Origin of the sequence: Catellatospora sp. NPDC049133 (assembly GCF_040648455.1) — a bacterium.
GTDB lineage: Bacteria > Actinomycetota > Actinomycetes > Mycobacteriales > Micromonosporaceae > Catellatospora > Catellatospora aurea.
Genome location: NZ_JBEZDT010000022.1, coordinates 110,096 through 126,987, shown reverse-complemented (window position 1 = coordinate 126,987; position 16,892 = coordinate 110,096). Strand labels below are relative to the sequence as shown.

At 72.6% G+C, this 16,892-nt stretch carries 16 protein-coding genes and 1 riboswitch; of the genes, 10 read left to right on the top strand and 6 right to left on the bottom strand.

Translation table 11 applies throughout. From position 1 onward, the window contains the following. The first annotated feature begins 351 nt into the window (after window positions 1–351). Both AB0B35_RS24630 and AB0B35_RS24625 read left to right on the top strand, forming a co-directional pair. Window positions 352–966: a methyltransferase gene (locus tag AB0B35_RS24630; RefSeq protein WP_361049294.1), complete on the top strand. Its 615-nt coding sequence runs from the start codon at window positions 352–354 to the stop codon at window positions 964–966. Window positions 967–983: 17 nt separating this feature from the next. Further along, a complete protein-coding gene (locus tag AB0B35_RS24625) occupies window positions 984–2,693 on the top strand; it encodes an ATP-binding cassette domain-containing protein (RefSeq protein ID WP_361049292.1) in 1,710 nt (569 codons plus the stop codon). Here the strand turns inward: AB0B35_RS24625 and AB0B35_RS24620 are convergent. Then, complete coding sequence (locus AB0B35_RS24620; protein WP_361049290.1) at window positions 2,690–3,628, bottom strand: helix-turn-helix domain-containing protein; 939 nt, start codon at window positions 3,626–3,628, stop codon at window positions 2,690–2,692. The two genes, AB0B35_RS24625 and AB0B35_RS24620, sit on opposite strands and share 4 nt — an antisense overlap. Window positions 3,629–3,711: 83 nt before the next feature. Here AB0B35_RS24620 and AB0B35_RS24615 point away from each other — a divergent pair, with 83 nt between their 5' ends. Next, window positions 3,712–4,305: an MBL fold metallo-hydrolase gene (locus AB0B35_RS24615; RefSeq protein ID WP_361049288.1), complete on the top strand. Its 594-nt coding sequence runs from the start codon at window positions 3,712–3,714 to the stop codon at window positions 4,303–4,305. A 244-nt stretch (window positions 4,306–4,549) separates the two neighbouring features. Here AB0B35_RS24615 and AB0B35_RS24610 read toward each other — a convergent pair whose 3' ends face one another. Next, complete coding sequence (locus AB0B35_RS24610) at window positions 4,550–5,872, bottom strand: glycoside hydrolase family 18 protein (protein ID WP_361049286.1); 1,323 nt, start codon at window positions 5,870–5,872, stop codon at window positions 4,550–4,552. Window positions 5,873–5,994: 122 nt separating this feature from the next. Here AB0B35_RS24610 and thiE point away from each other — a divergent pair, with 122 nt between their 5' ends. The 7 genes from thiE to thiC all read left to right on the top strand — a co-directional run bounded on the left by thiE (window position 5,995) and on the right by thiC (window position 11,920). Beyond that, the gene (gene thiE / locus AB0B35_RS24605; RefSeq protein WP_361049284.1) at window positions 5,995–6,621 is read left to right on the top strand and encodes a thiamine phosphate synthase; all 627 of its coding nucleotides are present in this window, start codon (window positions 5,995–5,997) and stop codon (window positions 6,619–6,621) included. Between the two features lie 165 nt (window positions 6,622–6,786). Then, window positions 6,787–6,899, top strand: a riboswitch (TPP riboswitch). Continuing rightward, entirely contained in the window at window positions 6,893–7,939 is a 1,047-nt protein-coding gene (gene thiO, locus AB0B35_RS24600) for a glycine oxidase ThiO (RefSeq protein ID WP_361049282.1), read from the top strand. (Overlaps the previous riboswitch by 7 nt.) Continuing rightward, the gene (thiS, locus tag AB0B35_RS24595; protein ID WP_360536184.1) at window positions 7,936–8,139 is read left to right on the top strand and encodes a sulfur carrier protein ThiS; all 204 of its coding nucleotides are present in this window, start codon (window positions 7,936–7,938) and stop codon (window positions 8,137–8,139) included. Before thiO ends, thiS begins: the two co-directional genes overlap by 4 nt. Then, on the top strand, window positions 8,136–8,915 hold the full coding sequence (locus AB0B35_RS24590) for a thiazole synthase (protein WP_361049338.1): 780 nt from the start codon (window positions 8,136–8,138) through the stop codon (window positions 8,913–8,915). Before thiS ends, AB0B35_RS24590 begins: the two co-directional genes overlap by 4 nt. Further along, window positions 8,909–9,532, top strand: a complete 624-nt coding sequence (locus tag AB0B35_RS24585; RefSeq protein WP_361049280.1) for a thiamine phosphate synthase — start codon at window positions 8,909–8,911, stop codon at window positions 9,530–9,532. The genes AB0B35_RS24590 and AB0B35_RS24585 overlap by 7 nt, the downstream gene beginning before the upstream one ends. 55 nt (window positions 9,533–9,587) lie before the next feature. After that, window positions 9,588–10,373, top strand: coding sequence for a bifunctional hydroxymethylpyrimidine kinase/phosphomethylpyrimidine kinase (gene thiD, locus AB0B35_RS24580; protein ID WP_361049278.1), 786 nt, complete (start codon window positions 9,588–9,590; stop codon window positions 10,371–10,373). 14 nt (window positions 10,374–10,387) lie between these two features. Then, the gene (thiC, locus tag AB0B35_RS24575) at window positions 10,388–11,920 is read left to right on the top strand and encodes a phosphomethylpyrimidine synthase ThiC (protein ID WP_361049276.1); all 1,533 of its coding nucleotides are present in this window, start codon (window positions 10,388–10,390) and stop codon (window positions 11,918–11,920) included. A gap of 112 nt (window positions 11,921–12,032) precedes the next feature. Here the strand turns inward: thiC and AB0B35_RS24570 are convergent, their stop codons facing one another. The 4 genes from AB0B35_RS24570 to nirB are packed head-to-tail and all read right to left on the bottom strand — an operon-like array spanning window position 12,033 to window position 16,892. Then, the gene (locus tag AB0B35_RS24570) at window positions 12,033–12,908 is read right to left on the bottom strand and encodes a hypothetical protein (protein WP_361049274.1); all 876 of its coding nucleotides are present in this window, start codon (window positions 12,906–12,908) and stop codon (window positions 12,033–12,035) included. A 27-nt stretch (window positions 12,909–12,935) separates the two neighbouring features. Continuing rightward, a complete protein-coding gene (locus AB0B35_RS24565; RefSeq protein ID WP_361049272.1) occupies window positions 12,936–14,021 on the bottom strand; it encodes a uroporphyrinogen-III synthase in 1,086 nt (361 codons plus the stop codon). Window positions 14,022–14,052: 31 nt separating this feature from the next. After that, complete coding sequence (gene nirD / locus AB0B35_RS24560) at window positions 14,053–14,403, bottom strand: nitrite reductase small subunit NirD (RefSeq protein WP_361049270.1); 351 nt, start codon at window positions 14,401–14,403, stop codon at window positions 14,053–14,055. Then, entirely contained in the window at window positions 14,400–16,892 is a 2,493-nt protein-coding gene (nirB, locus tag AB0B35_RS24555) for a nitrite reductase large subunit NirB (protein ID WP_361049268.1), read from the bottom strand. Before nirB ends, nirD begins: the two co-directional genes overlap by 4 nt.

Genomic DNA, 16,892 nt, shown 5'->3' with positions numbered 1-16,892 from the left:
ACGCCGGGATGCTCATGCGGCGGCTTGCGCTCCTGGAAGCCGTTGAACCGGTCGGGGTTCTGTGACGACTCGGCGGCGCGGCGTCGGCCGGCCCCTCCGGCGGCTCCTGTCCGGCTTGGTGACTCAGAGTCATGGGCGCTGTCGCGTGGTGACCCGTGCCGACCGGCGCCCGTGTCCCCGGGTAAGCGGGGACCGGGCGTGTCTCGGTCGCGCGGGTCACGACGGGAAGATGGCGGCCAGTCCCCCGAACCGGTGCCGTAGCCGTGAGCCATGTCGCACAGCGTAATGGACGACACAGTCGCCAATAACCCTGCGGCCGGTGAGTCCGTCCGTTCGGGGGAGAATGTGCGGGTGGGCGAGCATTACTTCACTGCGGAGCCGGGCGCGTCGGCGCGCCCGCACGAGGTCGTTTTCAGTATCGAGGGTCACGAGTACGACCTGGTCGCAGCGGGTGGGGTGTTCTCCGCGACGCGGCTCGACCCGGGCACGACCGTGCTGCTGAAGAAGGGCCCGCTGCCCGCCGCGGAGTTCACCGGAAACTTTCTGGACCTCGGGTGCGGCTACGGCCCGATCACCATGGTCCTGGCCACGCGCGCGCCGTCGGCGCGGGTGTGGGCCGTCGACGTCAACGCGCGGGCCCGTGAGCTGACCGAGGAGAACGCCCGGCGGCTGAAGGTCGCCGACCGGGTGCGCGTCGCCGACCCCGACGGAGTGCCGGCCGACGTGGAGTTCACCCAGATCTGGTCCAACCCGCCGATCCGGATCGGCAAGGAGGAGCTGCACCAGCTGCTGCTGCGCTGGCTGCCGCGGCTCGCCCCCGGCGGCACGGCGTGGCTGGTCGTCGCCAAGCACAAGGGCGCGGACTCGCTGCAGCAGTGGCTGGGCGACCAGGGCTGGCAGGCCGAGCGGCACGCCAGCGGCTCGGGGTTCCGGGTGCTGAAAGTGACTCGCCCTCGACCGGCCTGATCAGGCACTATTCCGGCGTGGGATACGTGGATGTGGCGGGCGTGGCGTACACGCTGCCGGACGGGCGTGAACTCTTCTCCGACGTGTCGTTCCGCGTCGGCGAGGGTGCCAAGGTGGCGCTGGTCGGCCCGAACGGGGCCGGCAAGACGACCCTGCTGCGCATGGTCTCCGGCGACCTGGCGGCGCCCACGGGTGCGATCGCGCGCTCGGGCGGCCTCGGGGTGATGCGCCAGTTCATCGGCATGCTCGGGTCCTCGGCCGCGACCGGGGTGCCCGGCGGTGCCGAGATGACGCTCGCCGAGATGGCCCTCGGCCTGGTCGAGCCGCGCCTGCAGGCCGCGGGCGCGCGCCTGGTCAAGGCCGAGCAGGCGATGCGGGTGGCCGACTCGCGCGGCAAGCTGACCAGCAGCGCCCAGCAGGCGCAACTGCACTACGCCGAGGCGCTGTCGGCGTACGGCGAGGCCGGCGGCTACGAGGCCGAGGTGCTGTTCGACACCGTCGCCACGCTCATCCTGAACCTGTCCTGGGACGAGTGCCGGGACCGGCCGGTGCGCACCCTGTCCGGCGGGCAGCAGAAACGCTTCGCGCTGGAGCTGCTGCTGCGCGGTGCCGACGAGGTGCTGCTGCTCGACGAGCCGGACAACTTCCTCGACGTGCCCGCCAAACGCTGGCTGGAACAGCGGCTGCGCGAGTCGAAGAAGTCCGTGCTGTACGTCTCGCACGACCGGGAGCTGCTCAATCAGACCGCCGACCGGGTCGTCGCGGTCGAGGGCGGCAGCGCCTGGACGCACGTCGGCTCGTTCGCGTCGTGGCACGAGGCGCGGGGCGCCCGGCACGACAGCATGGAGGAGCGCCGCCGCCGCTGGGACGAGGAACACGAGAAGCTGCGCGCGCTGATGCTGATGTACAAGCAGAAGTCGGCCTACAACGACGGCCTGGCCTCGCGGTACCAGGCCGCGCAGACCCGGCTGCGCAAGTTCGAGGAGGCGGGCCCGCCGCCGCTGCCGCCCAAGGACCAGCAGATCCAGATGCGGCTCAAGGGCTCCCGCACCGGCAAGCGCGCCGTCATCTGCGAGCAGCTCGAACTGGAGAACCTCACCTTCCCGTTCGACCTCGAACTCTGGTACGGCGACCGGCTCGCCGTGCTCGGTGCGAACGGCACCGGCAAGTCGCACTTCCTTCGCCTGCTGGCGCAGCAGGCGCATGGCGGGGGTGAGGACGCCGGTCGCTCGGCCGACGGCGCGGTGCACGCGAACGTGAAGCACAGCGGCGTCGCGCGGCTCGGCGCGCGGGTCGTGCCCGGCCACTTCTCGCAGACCCATGACCGGCCCGACCTGGCCGGCAAGGAGCTGATCGACATCCTGTGGCGCGGCGACACGCACCGGCCGTCGCTGGCCCGCGAGGCCGCGTACAAGGTGCTCGACCGCTACGAGCTGGCAAAGCAGGCCGAGCAGCGCTTCGGCACGCTGTCCGGCGGCCAGCAGGCCCGCTTCCTGGTGCTGCTGCTGGAACTCAGCGGCGTGACCCTGCTGCTGCTCGACGAGCCCACCGACAACCTCGACCTGGCCAGCGCCGAAGCGCTGGAGCAGGGCTTGGCCGGCTTCGAGGGCACCGTCGTCGCGGTCACCCACGACCGCTGGTTCACCCGGGGCTTCGACCGCTTCCTGCTGTTCCAGGCCGACGGCGAGGTCGTCGAGACCCCCGAGCCGGTGTGGGACGTGCGCTAGCGCGCAGACAGGTGAAAGGCGCGGCGGTACGTGCGCGGGGGCACGCCGCGCCGACGGGTGAAGTGTTCGCGCAGGATGGCCGCCGAGGTGAAGCCGACCCGGCGGGCCACCTCCTCGACCGGCAGGTCGGTGGTCTCCAGCAGCTCTTCGGCGCTGTTCAGCCGCTGCGCCAGCAGCCAGGCGTGCGGCGTGGAACCGGTGGCGTCGGCGAACCGGCGCAGGAAGGTGCGCCGGCTGGCCAGCGCGCGGGCGGCCAGCTCGTCGACGGTCAGCCGCCGGTGCAGGTTGTCCCGCGCCCAGGCCAGCACCGCGCCGAGCCGTTCGTCGTCCGCGCCGTCGGGGACGGGCGCTGCCACGTACTGCGCCTGCCCGCCCTCGCGGTGCGGCGGGATCACCATCTCCCGGGCGATCTCGTTCGCTGCCGCGGCCCCGTGCTCGCGGCGGACCAGGTGCAGGCACATGTCCGCCCCGGCGGCCGCGCCCGCGCCCGTGACGGCGGAGCCCTCGTCCACGTAGAGCACGTCGGAGGCGAGTCGCACGGCCGGGAACCGTTCGGCGAAGTCGGCGGCGAACCGCCAGTGCGTCGTGGCCCGCCGCCCGTCGAGCAGGCCGGCCCAGGCCAGCGTGTACGCCCCGACGCAGTGCGCGGCGACGATCGCGCCCCGGGTGTGCGCTGCCCGGAGCGCCGCCACGGCCGACGCCGCGGGGGGCTCGCGGAACCGGCCACCCGGCAGTGCCAGCACCAGGTCGGCGGTGGCAAGAAGGTCGAGACCGTCGTCGACGCGGATGTCGAGCCCGAGGTCGGTGCGCAGCGGGCCGGGCCGGTCGGTGCAGACGGCGAAGTCGAACCGGCCGGTGAAGACCTCGCCGACCAGCCCCAGCGAGAACGCCAGCACGCCCTGGGGCGCGTACGCCGCCACCGTCCGGAAAGCCATGTCGGTGATGATGGCACGTTTCCTGCGATCGGTGGCATCCGTGCCACTCGTCATGATCGTCTCGGACCGACAGGATCATCGTCATGAGTGACGCACCCCGCGGCCGCAGCGCCGTTCTCGACATCCTGGCCACCGGATACACCAGCTCGACCGGGCCCGGCGTGGCCGCGACCGTCTCCCTGGTGCGCGACGGCGACCTGCGCATCGTGTTCGACCCGGGCATGGTCGCGCACCCGTCGGTCATCCTCGACGCGTTGGCCGCGCTCGGGCTGTCGGCGGCGGACGTCACCGACGTCGTGCTCAGCCACCATCACCCGGACAACATCATGAACGCGGGTCTGTTCACCACCGCTCGCATGCACGACCACAAGGCGATCTACCGAGGCCACGAGTGGACCGACCGGGACGCCGAGGGTCACGCGTTCTCCGACTCGATTCGGCTGATCAGCACGCCGGGCCACAGCCACGAAGACATCACGCTGCTCGCGGGCACGGCCGACGGCGTGGCGGCGCTCGCCGGCGACCTGTGGTGGCGTGCCGACGGCCCCGCCGACGACCCGGTCTCGCCGGACCGCGCCCAGCTGCGCGCCAGCCGGGAACGGGTGCTCGCCGTCGCCGACCTGGTGGTTCCTGGCCACGGCGCGCCGTTCATCCCGAATGACACCACGCCCCGCTGACGCTGCCCTCCGGCAAGGCGCGTCGGGTTTGACGCCGGTCAGCCCAGGTCGGATATGCCCGCCGACCGCATTTGCTCTGCACCCAAAACCTTGCTCTGCACCCGTCGGCGCAACACGATGCGCGGGTGTTGCGTCGGCGGGTGCAGAGCGGGCAAATGGGTGCAGAGCAAATGCGGTTCGGGGCATCGGCAACTGGCTCGACGCTCGGCGCGGCCGACCGGCCGGTCGCGCCGAGCGTCGACCGTCAGCTCAGGCCGTTGTGGATCGCGGTGGTGAGTTCTCCGGTGGCGGTGTCGCCGTCGAGGGACCAGGCCATGGTGCCGCCGAGGCCGTTCGCTTTGACGTACGCCGTCTTCTGGGCGATCACCTGCGGGGTGTCGTAGGACCACAAGGCGCTGCCGCCGTACTTCCAGGACGCGCCCGCGACCGGGTCGTGATACACCGTGCCCTGCTTGGCGATGACCTTCTTGTAGTCGTCGACGCCGTCCTCGTAGGTGCCCCGGGCCGGGCCGCTTGCGGGTTGGTAGAGCCCGTTGCCGGTGCTGCCGACGCCGGTCCAGCCGCGGCCGTAGTACGGGATGCCAATCACGATCTTGTTGGCGGGTGCGCCCTGGGCGCGGTAGGTGTCCACGGCCAGGTCGACGCTGAACGGCGACGACGGCGTGGAGTACAGGTTCGACTGGTGCCCGGTCACCGGGTCCCACCCGCCGGCCAGGTCGTATCCCTGCACCGTGGCGAAGTCGAGGTGGGAGAACAGCTGTGCGGTCTCGATCCCGGCATTGATCTTCGCAGGGTCCGCGGGCAGGAACGCGGTCAGCTGGTAGCTCCGGCCGACCTGCGCGCCGTACGCGTTGAGCTGGTTGCGGAACTCGGCGGCCAGCAGGGTGTAGTTCTGCTTGTCCTCGGGCCGCACCACGTTGCCGACCTCACCCGCCGAGGCGGGCCACTCCCAGTCCAGGTCGAACCCGTCGAACACGCCGAAGGCGCTGCCCGTGCCGCCGTGCGGCGAGGTGCCGATGAAGGGCAGGTTGCCCTTGATGAACATGTCGATGCAGCTGGCCACCGTCGCCTGCCGGGAGGCCGGGGTGAGCGCGGCGTCGGACAGGTACTTCGACCAGGTCCAGCCGCCCACCGACAGCAGCACCTTCAGGTGCGGGTACATCGCCTTGAGCTTGCGCAGCTGGTGGAAGTTGCCGGCCAGCGGCTGGCTCACCACGTCGCCGACCCCGTCGACGGACTCGCCGGCCTTGAAGCGCTTCTGGTAGTCGGCCCAGGCGTCGCCGACCCCGGCCTCGTTGGCCTCGAAGCAGCGGCCGTCGGCGCCGACGTTGGCGAACGCGTAGTTGATGTGCGTCAGTTTCGCGGCCATCCCCGACGTGTGCAGGTTCTTCACCAGGAAGTTGCGACGGTAGATACCCCACTGGACGAAGTAGCCGACCTTGACGTACCCGGCGGCCGCGGCGGCGGCCCCCTCGGTGGCTGGTGCGGACGCGGCTTGAGCTGGTACGGCGGCTGACGCGACGGTGCTGCCCAGGATGAGGGCGACGAGGGCGAGACGGGTTCTCATACCGATTCAAAGTAATTGTAAAGAGTTTTCACAGAATCAGTGATCTGGATGAGCCGATGTAGACGGCGGCTGTCACGGAGGGGGCTGCCCCATTCACCGATGAGAATCGATAAGGTATGGCCATGGCGCTGGGGAGACTCCATCTGATCACCGACAGCCGGCCCGGCCGGGACCCGGTCGCACTGGTCCGGGCCGCGCTCACCGTGGCCACACCCGACCTGGTCGTCCAGTTCCGGCCCGCGGACGACTGGACCGACCGGCTCGCGTACGAGCTGGCCAACCAGATCGTCGCGCTGTGCCGCCCGGTCGGGGTTCCGGTGCTGGTCAACGACCGGCTGCACGTCGCGCTCGCCACCGGTGCCGCAGGCGGCCACGTCGGCGCGGACGACCTGCCCGTGCCGGCGGCCCGGCGGCTGCTCGGTCCGGCCGCGGTGCTCGGCGCGACGTCCCGGCTGCCCGCCACCGCCCTGCGCGCGGTCGGCGACGGAGCCGACTACCTGGGTGTGGGTCCCTGCTACGCGACGTCCACGAAGGACGGGCTGCCGGTGTCCATCGGCCCCGAGGGCCTGCGCGCGGTGGCGCGGCAGGTCGCGGGCACCCCGATCATCGCGATCGGCGGCATCACCGCGGCCCGGGTGCCGGAGCTGCTGGCCGCCGGAGCGCACGGTGTCGCGGTCATCGGCGCGGTCTCCGACGCCGCCGACCCGGCCCGCGCCGTGGCCGATCTGCTCGCCGCCGTCGCATCCTGAAACGACACGTCGCCGCAGCGTGGAGGAGCCCCGCACGGCTCCGCCCTGGTGTGGCGGAGATCGCGGTGGGCGACGTGTGGGTTGCCTCCGGGTGCGCGCGGGGTTACGCTCCCGACAGTCGTCACGGACGGCAACATATGCGTAACACGTGAACCACATCTGAACCAAGAACCCCACGGGAGCCCGGTGAACCGGGCTGAGAGGGGAGCTGATTCTCGCTCCCGACCGTAGAACCTGATCCGGGTAATGCCGGCGCAGGGAGGAGGCCGCGGTGGCACCCCTTTCCGTATCCGTCGTCGGCGGCGGCATCATCGGGCTCAGCATCGCCTGGCAGTGCGCCCGGCGCGGGCACGCTGTCACCGTGCACGACCCCGATCCCGGCCGCGGCGCGTCCCACGTCGCCGCCGGCATGCTGGCCCCGGTCGGCGAGTCCTACTTCGGCGAACGCGAGCTGACCGCCCTGCTGCTCGAATGCGCCCGGCGCTGGCCCGGGTACGCGGCGGAACTGGCGGCGGCGAGCGGGCACGAGCTGGGGCACCGGACCGAGGGCACGCTGCAGGTCGGGTTGACCACCGACGACCTCGCCGAACTGCGCCGCCTGTGGACGTACCAGCGGGAACTGGGCGCGGAGGTGGTCGCGCTCGACGGCGACCGGCTGCGCGAGCGCGAGCCGCTGCTGAACCCCCGGGCACGGGGCGTGCTCGTCGAGTCCGACCACCAGGTGGACCCGCGCCGGGTCGTGGCGGCGCTGCGCGAACTGGTCCCGGTGCGCCGCGAGGCCGTGCACCGGCTGTCCGATCTGGACGCCGACGTCGTGGTGCTCGCCGCGGGCTGTGCCAGCGCCGCGCTGGGCGGGCTGCCGGTGCGGCCGGTGCAGGGAGCGGTCCTGCGGCTGCGCGGCCAGGCCGCGCCGCGCCACGTCATCCGGGGGTACGCCGACGGCCGCGCCGTCTACCTGGTGCCCCGCCGCGACGGCGAGGTGCTGGTCGGGGCGACCGTCGAGGAACGGGCCGACGGCCACGCCACTGCGGGCGGCGTACGCGACCTGCTGCGCGCCGCCACCGACCTGGTGCCGGAGCTGGCCGAGCACGCACTGGTCGAGGTGTCGGTGGGGCAGCGCCCCGGCACCGCCGACAACGGACCGATCGTGGGCGAGCTGGCCCCGGGCGTGCTGGTCGCCACGGGGCACTACCGGCACGGTGTGCTGGCCGCCCCGTACACCGCGCTGGCCGTCGCCGACCTGGTCGACGGCGGCTCGCTGCCCCCGCTCTGGGAACCCTTCACCCCTCAACGCCTGACCGCCGGAGGACTCGGATGATCACCGTGGTCGTGAACGACACGCCCCGCCCCACCCGGCGCGGCGAGACCATCGCCGACCTGCTGGCCGTGCTCGACGTGCCGTCGCGCGGCGTCGCGGTCGCGGTCAACGGCGAGGTGGTGCGCCGCGCCGACTGGCCCGCGCACCGGCTGCTCGACGGGGACCGGGTCGAGGTCCTCACCGCGACGCAGGGCGGCTGACCGGCATGGACGACAGATTCCTGCTCGGGGGCGTCGAGTTCGGCTCCCGGCTCATCCTCGGCACCGGCGGAGCGAGCAGCCTCCAGTCGCTGGAGCAGGCGCTGCTGGCGGGCGGCACCGAGCTGGTCACCGTCGCGCTGCGGCGCATCGACCCGAACACCCCGGCCGGGCTGCTCGACGTGCTGGAGCGCTGCGGCGTACGGCTGCTGCCCAACACGGCGGGCTGCTACACGGCCGCCGACGCGGTGCGCACCGCGCACCTGGCGCGCGACGCGTTCGACACCGACTGGATCAAGCTGGAGGTGATCGGGGACGAGCGCACGCTGCTGCCCGACGCTGTCGAGCTGCTGCGGGCGGCCGAGCGGCTGGTCGACGACGGGTTCACCGTGCTGCCGTACACCACCGACGATCCGGTGCTGGCCCGGCGGCTGGCCGACCTGGGCTGCGCCGCGGTGATGCCCGCGGGCGCACCGATCGGGTCCGGGCTGGGCATCTCGAACCCGCACCACATCGAGCTGATCCGGGAGGCTGTGCGCTGCCCGGTCATCCTCGACGCCGGGATCGGCACCGCCAGCGACGCCGCCCGTGCCATGGAGCTGGGCTGCGACGCGGTCCTGCTGGCCAGTGCGGTGACCCGGGCCGCCGACCCGGTGGCGATGGCCGGCGCGATGCGCCACGCCGTCGTCGCGGGCCGGCTCGCGTCGCAGGCCGGCCGCATCCCGGTACGCCGCCACGCGCTGGCCTCCACCGCTGCCGAAGGGCTCCCGGCATGGTGACCGGCGTGGTGGTGGTGACCGATCGCCGCCAGGCGGCCCGGCCGCTGGTGGACGTGGTCGCGGGGGCCGTGACCGGGGGAGCGCGGATCGTGCTGCTGCGGGAGAAGGACCTGCCGCGCGGGCAGCGGCTGCGGCTCGCGGCGGCGCTGCGGGAGCTGCTGCGCCCGGTCGGCGGGCTGCTCATCGTGGCCGGGCAGGACACCCTCGACGGGGAGGCGCTGCACCTGCGCGCGGGCGCGATCGCCCCGCTCGGGCGGCCCCGGCTGCTCGGGCGCTCGTGCCACGACGAGGCGGAACTCGACCGGCTGTCCACCGAGGACTACGTGACGCTGTCACCGGTCTTCCCCAGCCGCAGCAAACCGGGCTACGGGCCGCCGCTCGAACCCGCCGGGCTGCGCCGCCTGGCCGCCCGAGCGGGCCGTGCGGTGCTGGCACTGGGCGGGGTCGAGTCGCCCGAGCAGGCCGCGGCCTGCCGAGACGCCGGAGTAGCGGGAGTGGCGGTGATGGGCGCGGTGATGCGGGCCGCCGATCCGGCACAGGCGTACGCGAACCTGCGCGCCGCGTGGGACGGCCTGTGCGACGGATCACACCGCGACGGCGGGAGAGTGCTGGCATGAGCGAGCAGAGAATCCACCACCGCCCGGCCGCCCGCGCGCACCTCGGGGGGACACCATGAGCACCCCGCGCCTCGCCCTGACCATCGCGGGATCCGACAGCAGCGGCGGCGCGGGCATCCAGGCGGATCTGAAGACCTTCGCGGCGCTGGACTGCTACGGCGCGAGCGTCATCACGGCGGTGACCTCGCAGAACACCAAAGTCATCACGGACGTGCACCCGATGCCCGCCACCGTTGTCGCCGCGCAGCTCGGCGCTGTCCTCGACGACATGCCGGTGGCCGCGGTGAAGATCGGCATGGTGGCCAGCGGGGAGATCGCGGCGACCATCCGGGCCCGGGCGCGCAACGGCGAACTGCCGAAGATGGTGCTGGACCCGGTGCTGACCGCGTCGACGGGGCGGCGGCTCGGCGTGGTCACCGCGATCGAGCGGCTGCTGCCGTACGCCACCGTGGTGACGCCCAACATCGACGAGGCGTCGGCGCTGCTCGGCTGGCAGGTCAGCACCCCCGCGGACATGGCCGGCGCGGCGGCTCAGCTGGCCTCGCACGGCCCGGCGTGTGTCGTGGTGACCGGTGGCGACCTGGGCGGGGCGGAGGTCGTGGACGCGGTGTGGACCGCGAGCGGGGCGCGGTTCCTGCGCTCGCCGCGGGTGGAGACGCCGAACGACCACGGCACGGGCTGCACCTTCTCGGCGGCGATCGCGGCCCGGCTGGCGCACGGCTACCCGGTCGACGACTCGATCGCCTACGCGAACCGCTACGTCCGCTCGGCGCTGCTGGCGGCGCAGGACTGGCGGCTCGGCAGCGGAGCCGGTCCGCTGAACCATTTCCCACGCCTGTAGCACAAGGAGGCAGCATGAGGCGCAAGGTCTACGTGTCGGGGTCCCGCCCCGACATCCAGGTGCCGTTCGCCGAGGTCGACCTGACCGACGGCAGCACCCCGGTCCGGCTCTACGACACGTCCGGCCCGGGGGTCTTCGACGACCTGCCGCGGGCGAACTGGGTGGCCGACCGCAGGCTCCACGGCGCGCCGGTGACCCAGCTCGGCTGCGCCCGGGCCGGGATCATCACGCCGGAGATGGAGTACGTGGCCCTGCGCGAGGGCGTCACCCCGGAGCTGGTGCGCGACGAGATCGCGGCGGGCCGGGCCGTGCTGCCCGCGAACGTCAACCACCCCGAGGTCGAGCCGATGATCATCGGCAAGGCGTTCCTGGTGAAGGTCAACGCCAACATCGGCACCTCCGCGGTCACCTCCGACGTCGCGGAGGAGGTGGAGAAGCTGACCTGGGCCACCCGCTGGGGTGCGGACACCGTGATGGACCTGTCCACCGGCCCGCGCATCCACGAGACCCGCGAAGCGATCATGCGCAATTCGGCCGTGCCGATCGGCACCGTGCCGATCTACCAGGCGCTGGAGAAGGTCAAGGGCGATCCGCTCAAGCTGACCTGGGAGATCTACCGCGAGACCATCATCGAGCAGGCCGAGCAGGGCGTGGACTACATGACCGTGCACGCGGGCGTGCTGCTGCGCTACGTCCCGCTGGCCGCCGACCGGGTCACCGGCATCGTGTCGCGCGGCGGCTCCATCATGGCGGCCTGGTGCCTGGCCAAGCACCAGGAGAACTTCCTCTACACCAACTTCGAGGAGCTCTGCGAGATCTTCGCGAGGTACGACATCACCTTCTCCCTCGGCGACGGGCTGCGCCCCGGTTCTATCGCCGACGCCAACGACGAGGCCCAGTTCGGCGAACTGCGCACCCTCGGCGAGCTGACCGAGATCGCCTGGCGGCACGACGTGCAGGTGATGGTCGAGGGACCGGGGCACGTGCCCATGCACAAGATCAAGGAGAACGTGGACCTGCAGCAGGAGGTGTGCCACGAGGCGCCCTTCTACACGCTCGGCCCGCTGACCACCGACATCGCCCCGGCGTACGACCACATCACCAGCGCCATCGGCGCCGCGATGATCGCCATGTACGGCACCGCGATGCTCTGCTACGTCACGCCCAAGGAGCACCTGGGCCTGCCGGACCGCAACGACGTGAAGGCGGGCGTGATCGCGTACAAGATCGCGGCGCACGCCGCTGACCTGGCCAAGGGGCATCCCGGCGCGCAGGCGTGGGACGACGCGCTGTCCAAGGCGCGCTTCGAGTTCCGCTGGGAGGACCAGTTCAACCTGTCCCTGGACCCGGAGACCGCACGCTCCTATCACGACGAGACGCTGCCCGCCCCCGCCGCGAAGACCGCGCACTTCTGCTCCATGTGCGGCCCGAAGTTCTGCAGCATGCGCATCAGCCAGGAACTGAAGGAGTACGCCGCCAAGGGAATGGCCGACAAGTCCGCCGAATTCGTCGCCTCCGGCGGCCAGGTCTACCTCCCGCTGGCCTGACCTCCGGCTTGATCGTCCGACTTGCCTGGCACCTGTGCGTATCTTGAAGCCGGATACGACCAGGTGCCAGGCAAGTCGAGTGATCTTGAGGTGCCGCGCCGCAGCGGCGCGGTCAGAGGACGCCGGGGCGGCGGGGGGCCAGGGCGATGATGGACGAGGCGATCAGGCCGACCACCACAGCGATCATCGCGCCGAGGTAGGCGTCGGCCTGGTCGGTCAGGGCGCGGGAGATGCCGGGGCCGCCGATGACGTACGCCATCGCGACCGGCAGCGGGCCGATCGCCCCGGACAGTGCGATCAGCAGTCGCGAGCGGCCCACGTGCCGGGCGGTCAGGCCGCAGGCCAGCGCCACCACCAGCGCGATCACGGGCATCGAGAACGAGGCGCGGGGGATCGGCTGCAGGGCGCTGATGTCGAGCACGCCCAACCGCATCGGGTCGTAGTACTCGCCCAGCGCGTCGCGGTTGCGGGAGAACCCGGTGGTGTCCAGGTAGGACAGGATCGCCAGCAGCCACACCGCACCGGTGCAGGCCCACAGGTCGGCCGACAGCGGCATCCGGCCGACCGCCAGCAGCGCCACGAACAGGCCCGCGACGACCCCGGCGGCCACCGCGATGGCGGCGGTCAGTTCCGGGTCGAACGCCGCGCTGAGCCGGGCGTACCGCGCGGGCTGCAACGTCAGCGGGAAGGCGGCCGCCGCCGCGCCCAGCGCCGCGGCCACCGCGGTGACGATACGCACCGCCGCGCCGATGCGGCGGCGGTCACGCTGGGCCAGCCCGGCCGCGAAGGTCGCCCCGCCGGCCACCGCCACGATGGTGAACCACACCACCCAGGTGAGCTGCAGGTTCCAGTCGTTGTCGGTGCCCGCGACGAACTCGCGGTCCAGCCGCAGCACGTCGAGTCCATAAACGACGCCGAACTGGGCTGCCCCGACCAGCGCCGCCATGCCGAACGCCGCTGCCAGCAGCCTGCCCCAGAAACGCATCACGCGGGGACCATACGTCCGTTGGCGGTTTCAGTCCACCGGCAGCCGGTAGCCCCTTTTGACCACCGTCTGGACGAAGGCGGGATCACCCAGACCGGCACGCAGCCTGGCCACGGCCATCTCGACGGCGTGCTCGTCCGCGCCGCGCGGCAGCGCGGGCAGCAGCGAGGCCCGGGAGCGCACCTTGCCCGGCATGGCGGCCAGCGCGCGCAGCACGGCCATCGGGGCCGGGGCGAGCGGGCGCAGTTCGCCGTCGACCATCGCCGCGTGTCCGCGCAGGGTCAGCTGGTGCTCGGCGACCTGCAGGGTGACCGCCCGCCGGGGCAGTTCGTCGGCGATGGCACGGACCAGAGCGCCGAGCCGGGCCCGCGCCGGGGCGATGACCGGGATGCCCTGCCTGATCAGCGGGGCGGCCGTCACCGGTCCGACGCAGGCGGCGACCACGTCGGCCCGCAGCGCCTCCAGCACCGCGTCCCCACCCGGCCCGGCCGCCGCCAGCAGCGCGCCGACGGCCGGGGCCGAGGTGAAGGTGATGGCGTCGACCAGCCGGTTCGACACGAGGTCGACCAGACGGTGCAGCGGCGCCGAGTCCAGCGGCGGCGCCCAGCGGTACACGGGCACCTCGATGACCTCGGCACCGGCCGCGCGCAGCGACGCGCAGAACTCCGGTTGCTGGTCGCCGTGCAGCTGCACCGCCACCGTCTGCCCGCCCACGCCCCGCTTGAGCAGGTGGGCCAGGCACTCGTCGCAGCTCTCGGAGTCCGGCGACCACTGGTCGTGCAGGCCGGCGGCACGCACCGCGCCGCGCGCCTTCGGGCCGCGGGCCACGATGTACGCCTCGGCCAGCACCGTCCGCAGCGGGTCGGCCAGGCCCCAGCCCTCGGCGGCCTCCAGCCAGCCGCGCATGCCGATGCCGGTGTTGGCGACCACGATGTCGGGCGGTGTGTCCAGGCAGCGCCGGGTCGCCTCGCGCAGTTGGGAGTCGTCGTGCAGCGGCACGATACGCAGCGCGGGGGCGATGACGACCCGCGCGCCGCGCCGCTCCAGCAGCGCGGCGAGCTCGTCGCGCCGCCGGTCGGCGGTGACCCCGACCGTGAACCCCGCAAGCTCGGTCATGAGCTGGCCTTCCCCGTCGGGAGAACCTCGGTCATGGTATTTCCACAGCCACTTCGACCGTGTCGCCGTTGCGGCGGATCGGGTACGTCGGCACGGCCACCCCGCTCACGTCCAGGCACTCGCCGGTACGCAGGTCGTACACCTGCTTGTGCAGCGGGGACGCGACGGTCGGGGCGTCGCCGCGGGTGCCGACGATGCCGCGCGACATCACCTGCGCGCCGGCGATCGGGTCGCGGTTGCCGATGGCGAACAGCTCGCCGGAGTAGGTGCGGAAGATCGCTAGCTGGACGCCGTCGACGAGCGCGGCCACGCCGCGTTCCGCCTCCAGTCGGCTGTACGAGCAGATCGCCGTCCAGGTGGCGGTCAGGGTCGCCGTGGTCATCGGGCACCTCCCAGGGTTACCGGCACCGGACCGCGGGCAGGGATCTTCTGCCCCCGCTCGACCTCGAAGCTGATGTCGGGGTCGGGCGTGCCCGGCGCGTTGACGAACGAGACGAAACGTGCGAGACGCTGCGGGTCCTGCAGCGTGGCCTGCCACTCGTCGGCGTACGACCCGACGTGGCGGGCCATCTGCGCGTCGAGTTCCGCGCACAGTCCCAGCGCGTCGTCGACGATGACGGCACGCAGATGGTCGAGACCGCCCTCCATCGCCTCCAGCCAGGCGGCGGTGCGCTGCAGCCGGTCGGCGGTGCGGATGTAGTACATGAGGAACCGGTCGATGGTGCGGATCAGCTCCTCGGTGCTGACGTCGGTGAGGAACAGGTCCGCGTGCCGGGGCCGGAACCCGCCGTTGCCGGCGACGTAGAGGTTCCAGCCCTTCTCCGTGGCGATGATGCCGAAGTCCTTGCTGCGGGCCTCGGCGCACTCGCGGGCGCAGCCGCTCACCGCCGACTTGAGCTTGTGCGGGGCGCGCAGGCCCCGGTAGCGCAGCTCCAGCTCGATGGCCAGCCCGACCGAGTCCTGCACGCCGTACCGGCACCAGGTCTCGCCGACGCAGCTCTTCACCGTGCGCAGCGCCTTGCCGTACGCGTGCCCGGACTCGAACCCCGCGTCCACGAGCCGGTGCCAGATCTGCGGCAGCTGCTCGACCCGCGCGCCGAACAGGTCGATGCGCTGGCCACCCGTGATTTTCGTGTAGAGCCCGAAGTCGCGGGCCACCTCGCCGATCACGATCAGTTTCTCCGGGGTGATCTCACCACCGGGGATGCGCGGCACCACCGAGTACGTGCCGTCGCGCTGGATGTTGGCGAGGAAGTGGTCGTTGGTGTCCTGCAGCGCGGCTTCCTCGCCGTCGAGGATGTAGCCGCTGTTGGTCACGGCCAGGATCGACGCGATCGCGGGCTTGCAGATGTCACAGCCCCGGCCGGTGCCGTGCGCGGCGACCAGCTCGGTGAACGAGCGGATGCCGCGCACCCGGATGATGTCGAACAGTTCCTGGCGCGAGTAGGTGAAGTGCTCGCACAGCGCCTTGGACTGCGCCACCCCGCCCGCGGCCAGCAGCTGCTTGAGCAGCGGGATGCAGGAGCCGCAGCCGGTGCCCGCCTTGGTGCAGGCCTTCAGCCCCGGCACGTCGGTGCAGCCGCCGGCGATGGCGTCGGTGACGTGGTCCTTGGTCACCGCGTGGCAGGAGCACACCTGCGCGGTGCCCGGCAGTTCGGCCTTCGGCGACCCGTCCCCGGCCGGGGCGAGCAGCGCCAGCGGCGGCGCGGGCAGCGGCCCGCCGAGCGAGGCCCGCAGCGTCGGGTACGCGCTGGCGTCGCCGACCAGGATGCCGCCGAGCAGGGTCTTCGCGTCGTCGGTGAGCAGCAGCTTCGCGTACACGCCGGTGACCTGGTCGGTGACGACCACGTCCAGCCCGTCGGCGAACGGGGTGCCGAAGCTGGCCACGTCCACGCCGAGCAGCTTGAGCTTGGTGGAGGTGTCCGGGCGGGCCATCGTCGCCTCGCCGCCGGTCAGCCGGTCGGCGACCACCTCGGCCATCGCGTATCCGGGCGCGACCAGGCCGTAGCAGACCCCGCCGGTCTCGTCGAGGGACAGCGCGGCGCACTCGCCGATCGCCCATACCGCCGGGTCGGCGGTCGCGCACGCGGCGTCGACCGTGAAGCCGCCGCGCGGGCCGCGGGCCAGGCCGGACGGCTCGGCCAGCTCATCGCGCGGCCGGATGCCTGCGGCCACGACGACCACGTCCACGTCGAGCGAGCCGCCGTCGTTGAACAGCATCCGGCGTACGCCGTCCGCGTCGCCCTCCAGGCCCGCGCAGCCGCGCCCGGTGTGCACGGTGACGTCGAGCGCCTCGATGTGGCGCTTCAGCACCGCGCCGCCGCCCTCGTCCACCTGCAGCGGCATCAGCCGTGGCGCGAACTCGACGACGTGCGTGGTGATGCCCAGCAGCTTCAGCGCGTTCGCGGCCTCCAGGCCGAGCAGGCCGCCGCCGAGCACCGCGCCGACCCGGCGGCCGTTCGCGGTCGCCCAGTCCTTCAGCGCGGCCAGGTCGTCGAGGGTGCGGTACACGAAGACACCGGGCAGGTCGCTGCCCGCGATCGGCGGGACGAACGCCCGCGAGCCGGTGGCCAGCACCAGCGCGTCGTACGGCGTCTCGCCGGAGGCGCTGTGCACGACCCGGCGCTCCCGGTCGATCCCGGTCACGGCCTCGTTCAGTCGCACCGCGACCCCGTCGGGCGCGCCGCCCAGGTGCAGCGCCCCGGCGTCGTAGTCGTCGAACCAGGCCGACAGCCGGACCCGGTCGTACGCCGGGCGGTCCTCCTCGGCCAGCACGGTCACCGACCAGCCGTCGGCGGCCCGCTCCGCGAACGCCTCCAGGAAGCGCTGCGCCACCATGCCGTACCCGGCGACCACCAGCTTCTTCGTCAT

What these genes read in the sequence shown, in the direction of transcription:
- thiC (WP_361049276.1), top strand. Translation starts at nt 10,388, where the DNA reads ATGAGGCGCAAGGTCTACGTGTCGGGGTCCCGCCCCGACATCCAGGTG.
- nirD (WP_361049270.1), bottom strand. Translation starts at nt 14,403, where the DNA reads ATGACCACGGCGACCCTGACCGCCACCTGGACGGCGATCTGCTCGTAC.
- thiS (WP_360536184.1), top strand. Translation starts at nt 7,936, where the DNA reads ATGATCACCGTGGTCGTGAACGACACGCCCCGCCCCACCCGGCGCGGC.
- AB0B35_RS24615 (WP_361049288.1), top strand. Translation starts at nt 3,712, where the DNA reads ATGAGTGACGCACCCCGCGGCCGCAGCGCCGTTCTCGACATCCTGGCC.
- AB0B35_RS24585 (WP_361049280.1), top strand. Translation starts at nt 8,909, where the DNA reads ATGGTGACCGGCGTGGTGGTGGTGACCGATCGCCGCCAGGCGGCCCGG.
- thiD (WP_361049278.1), top strand. Translation starts at nt 9,588, where the DNA reads ATGAGCACCCCGCGCCTCGCCCTGACCATCGCGGGATCCGACAGCAGC.
- thiE (WP_361049284.1), top strand. Translation starts at nt 5,995, where the DNA reads ATGGCGCTGGGGAGACTCCATCTGATCACCGACAGCCGGCCCGGCCGG.
- AB0B35_RS24620 (WP_361049290.1), bottom strand. Translation starts at nt 3,628, where the DNA reads ATGGCTTTCCGGACGGTGGCGGCGTACGCGCCCCAGGGCGTGCTGGCG.
- nirB (WP_361049268.1), bottom strand. Translation starts at nt 16,892, where the DNA reads ATGACGAAGAAGCTGGTGGTCGCCGGGTACGGCATGGTGGCGCAGCGC.
- AB0B35_RS24610 (WP_361049286.1), bottom strand. Translation starts at nt 5,872, where the DNA reads ATGAGAACCCGTCTCGCCCTCGTCGCCCTCATCCTGGGCAGCACCGTC.
- AB0B35_RS24565 (WP_361049272.1), bottom strand. Translation starts at nt 14,021, where the DNA reads ATGACCGAGCTTGCGGGGTTCACGGTCGGGGTCACCGCCGACCGGCGG.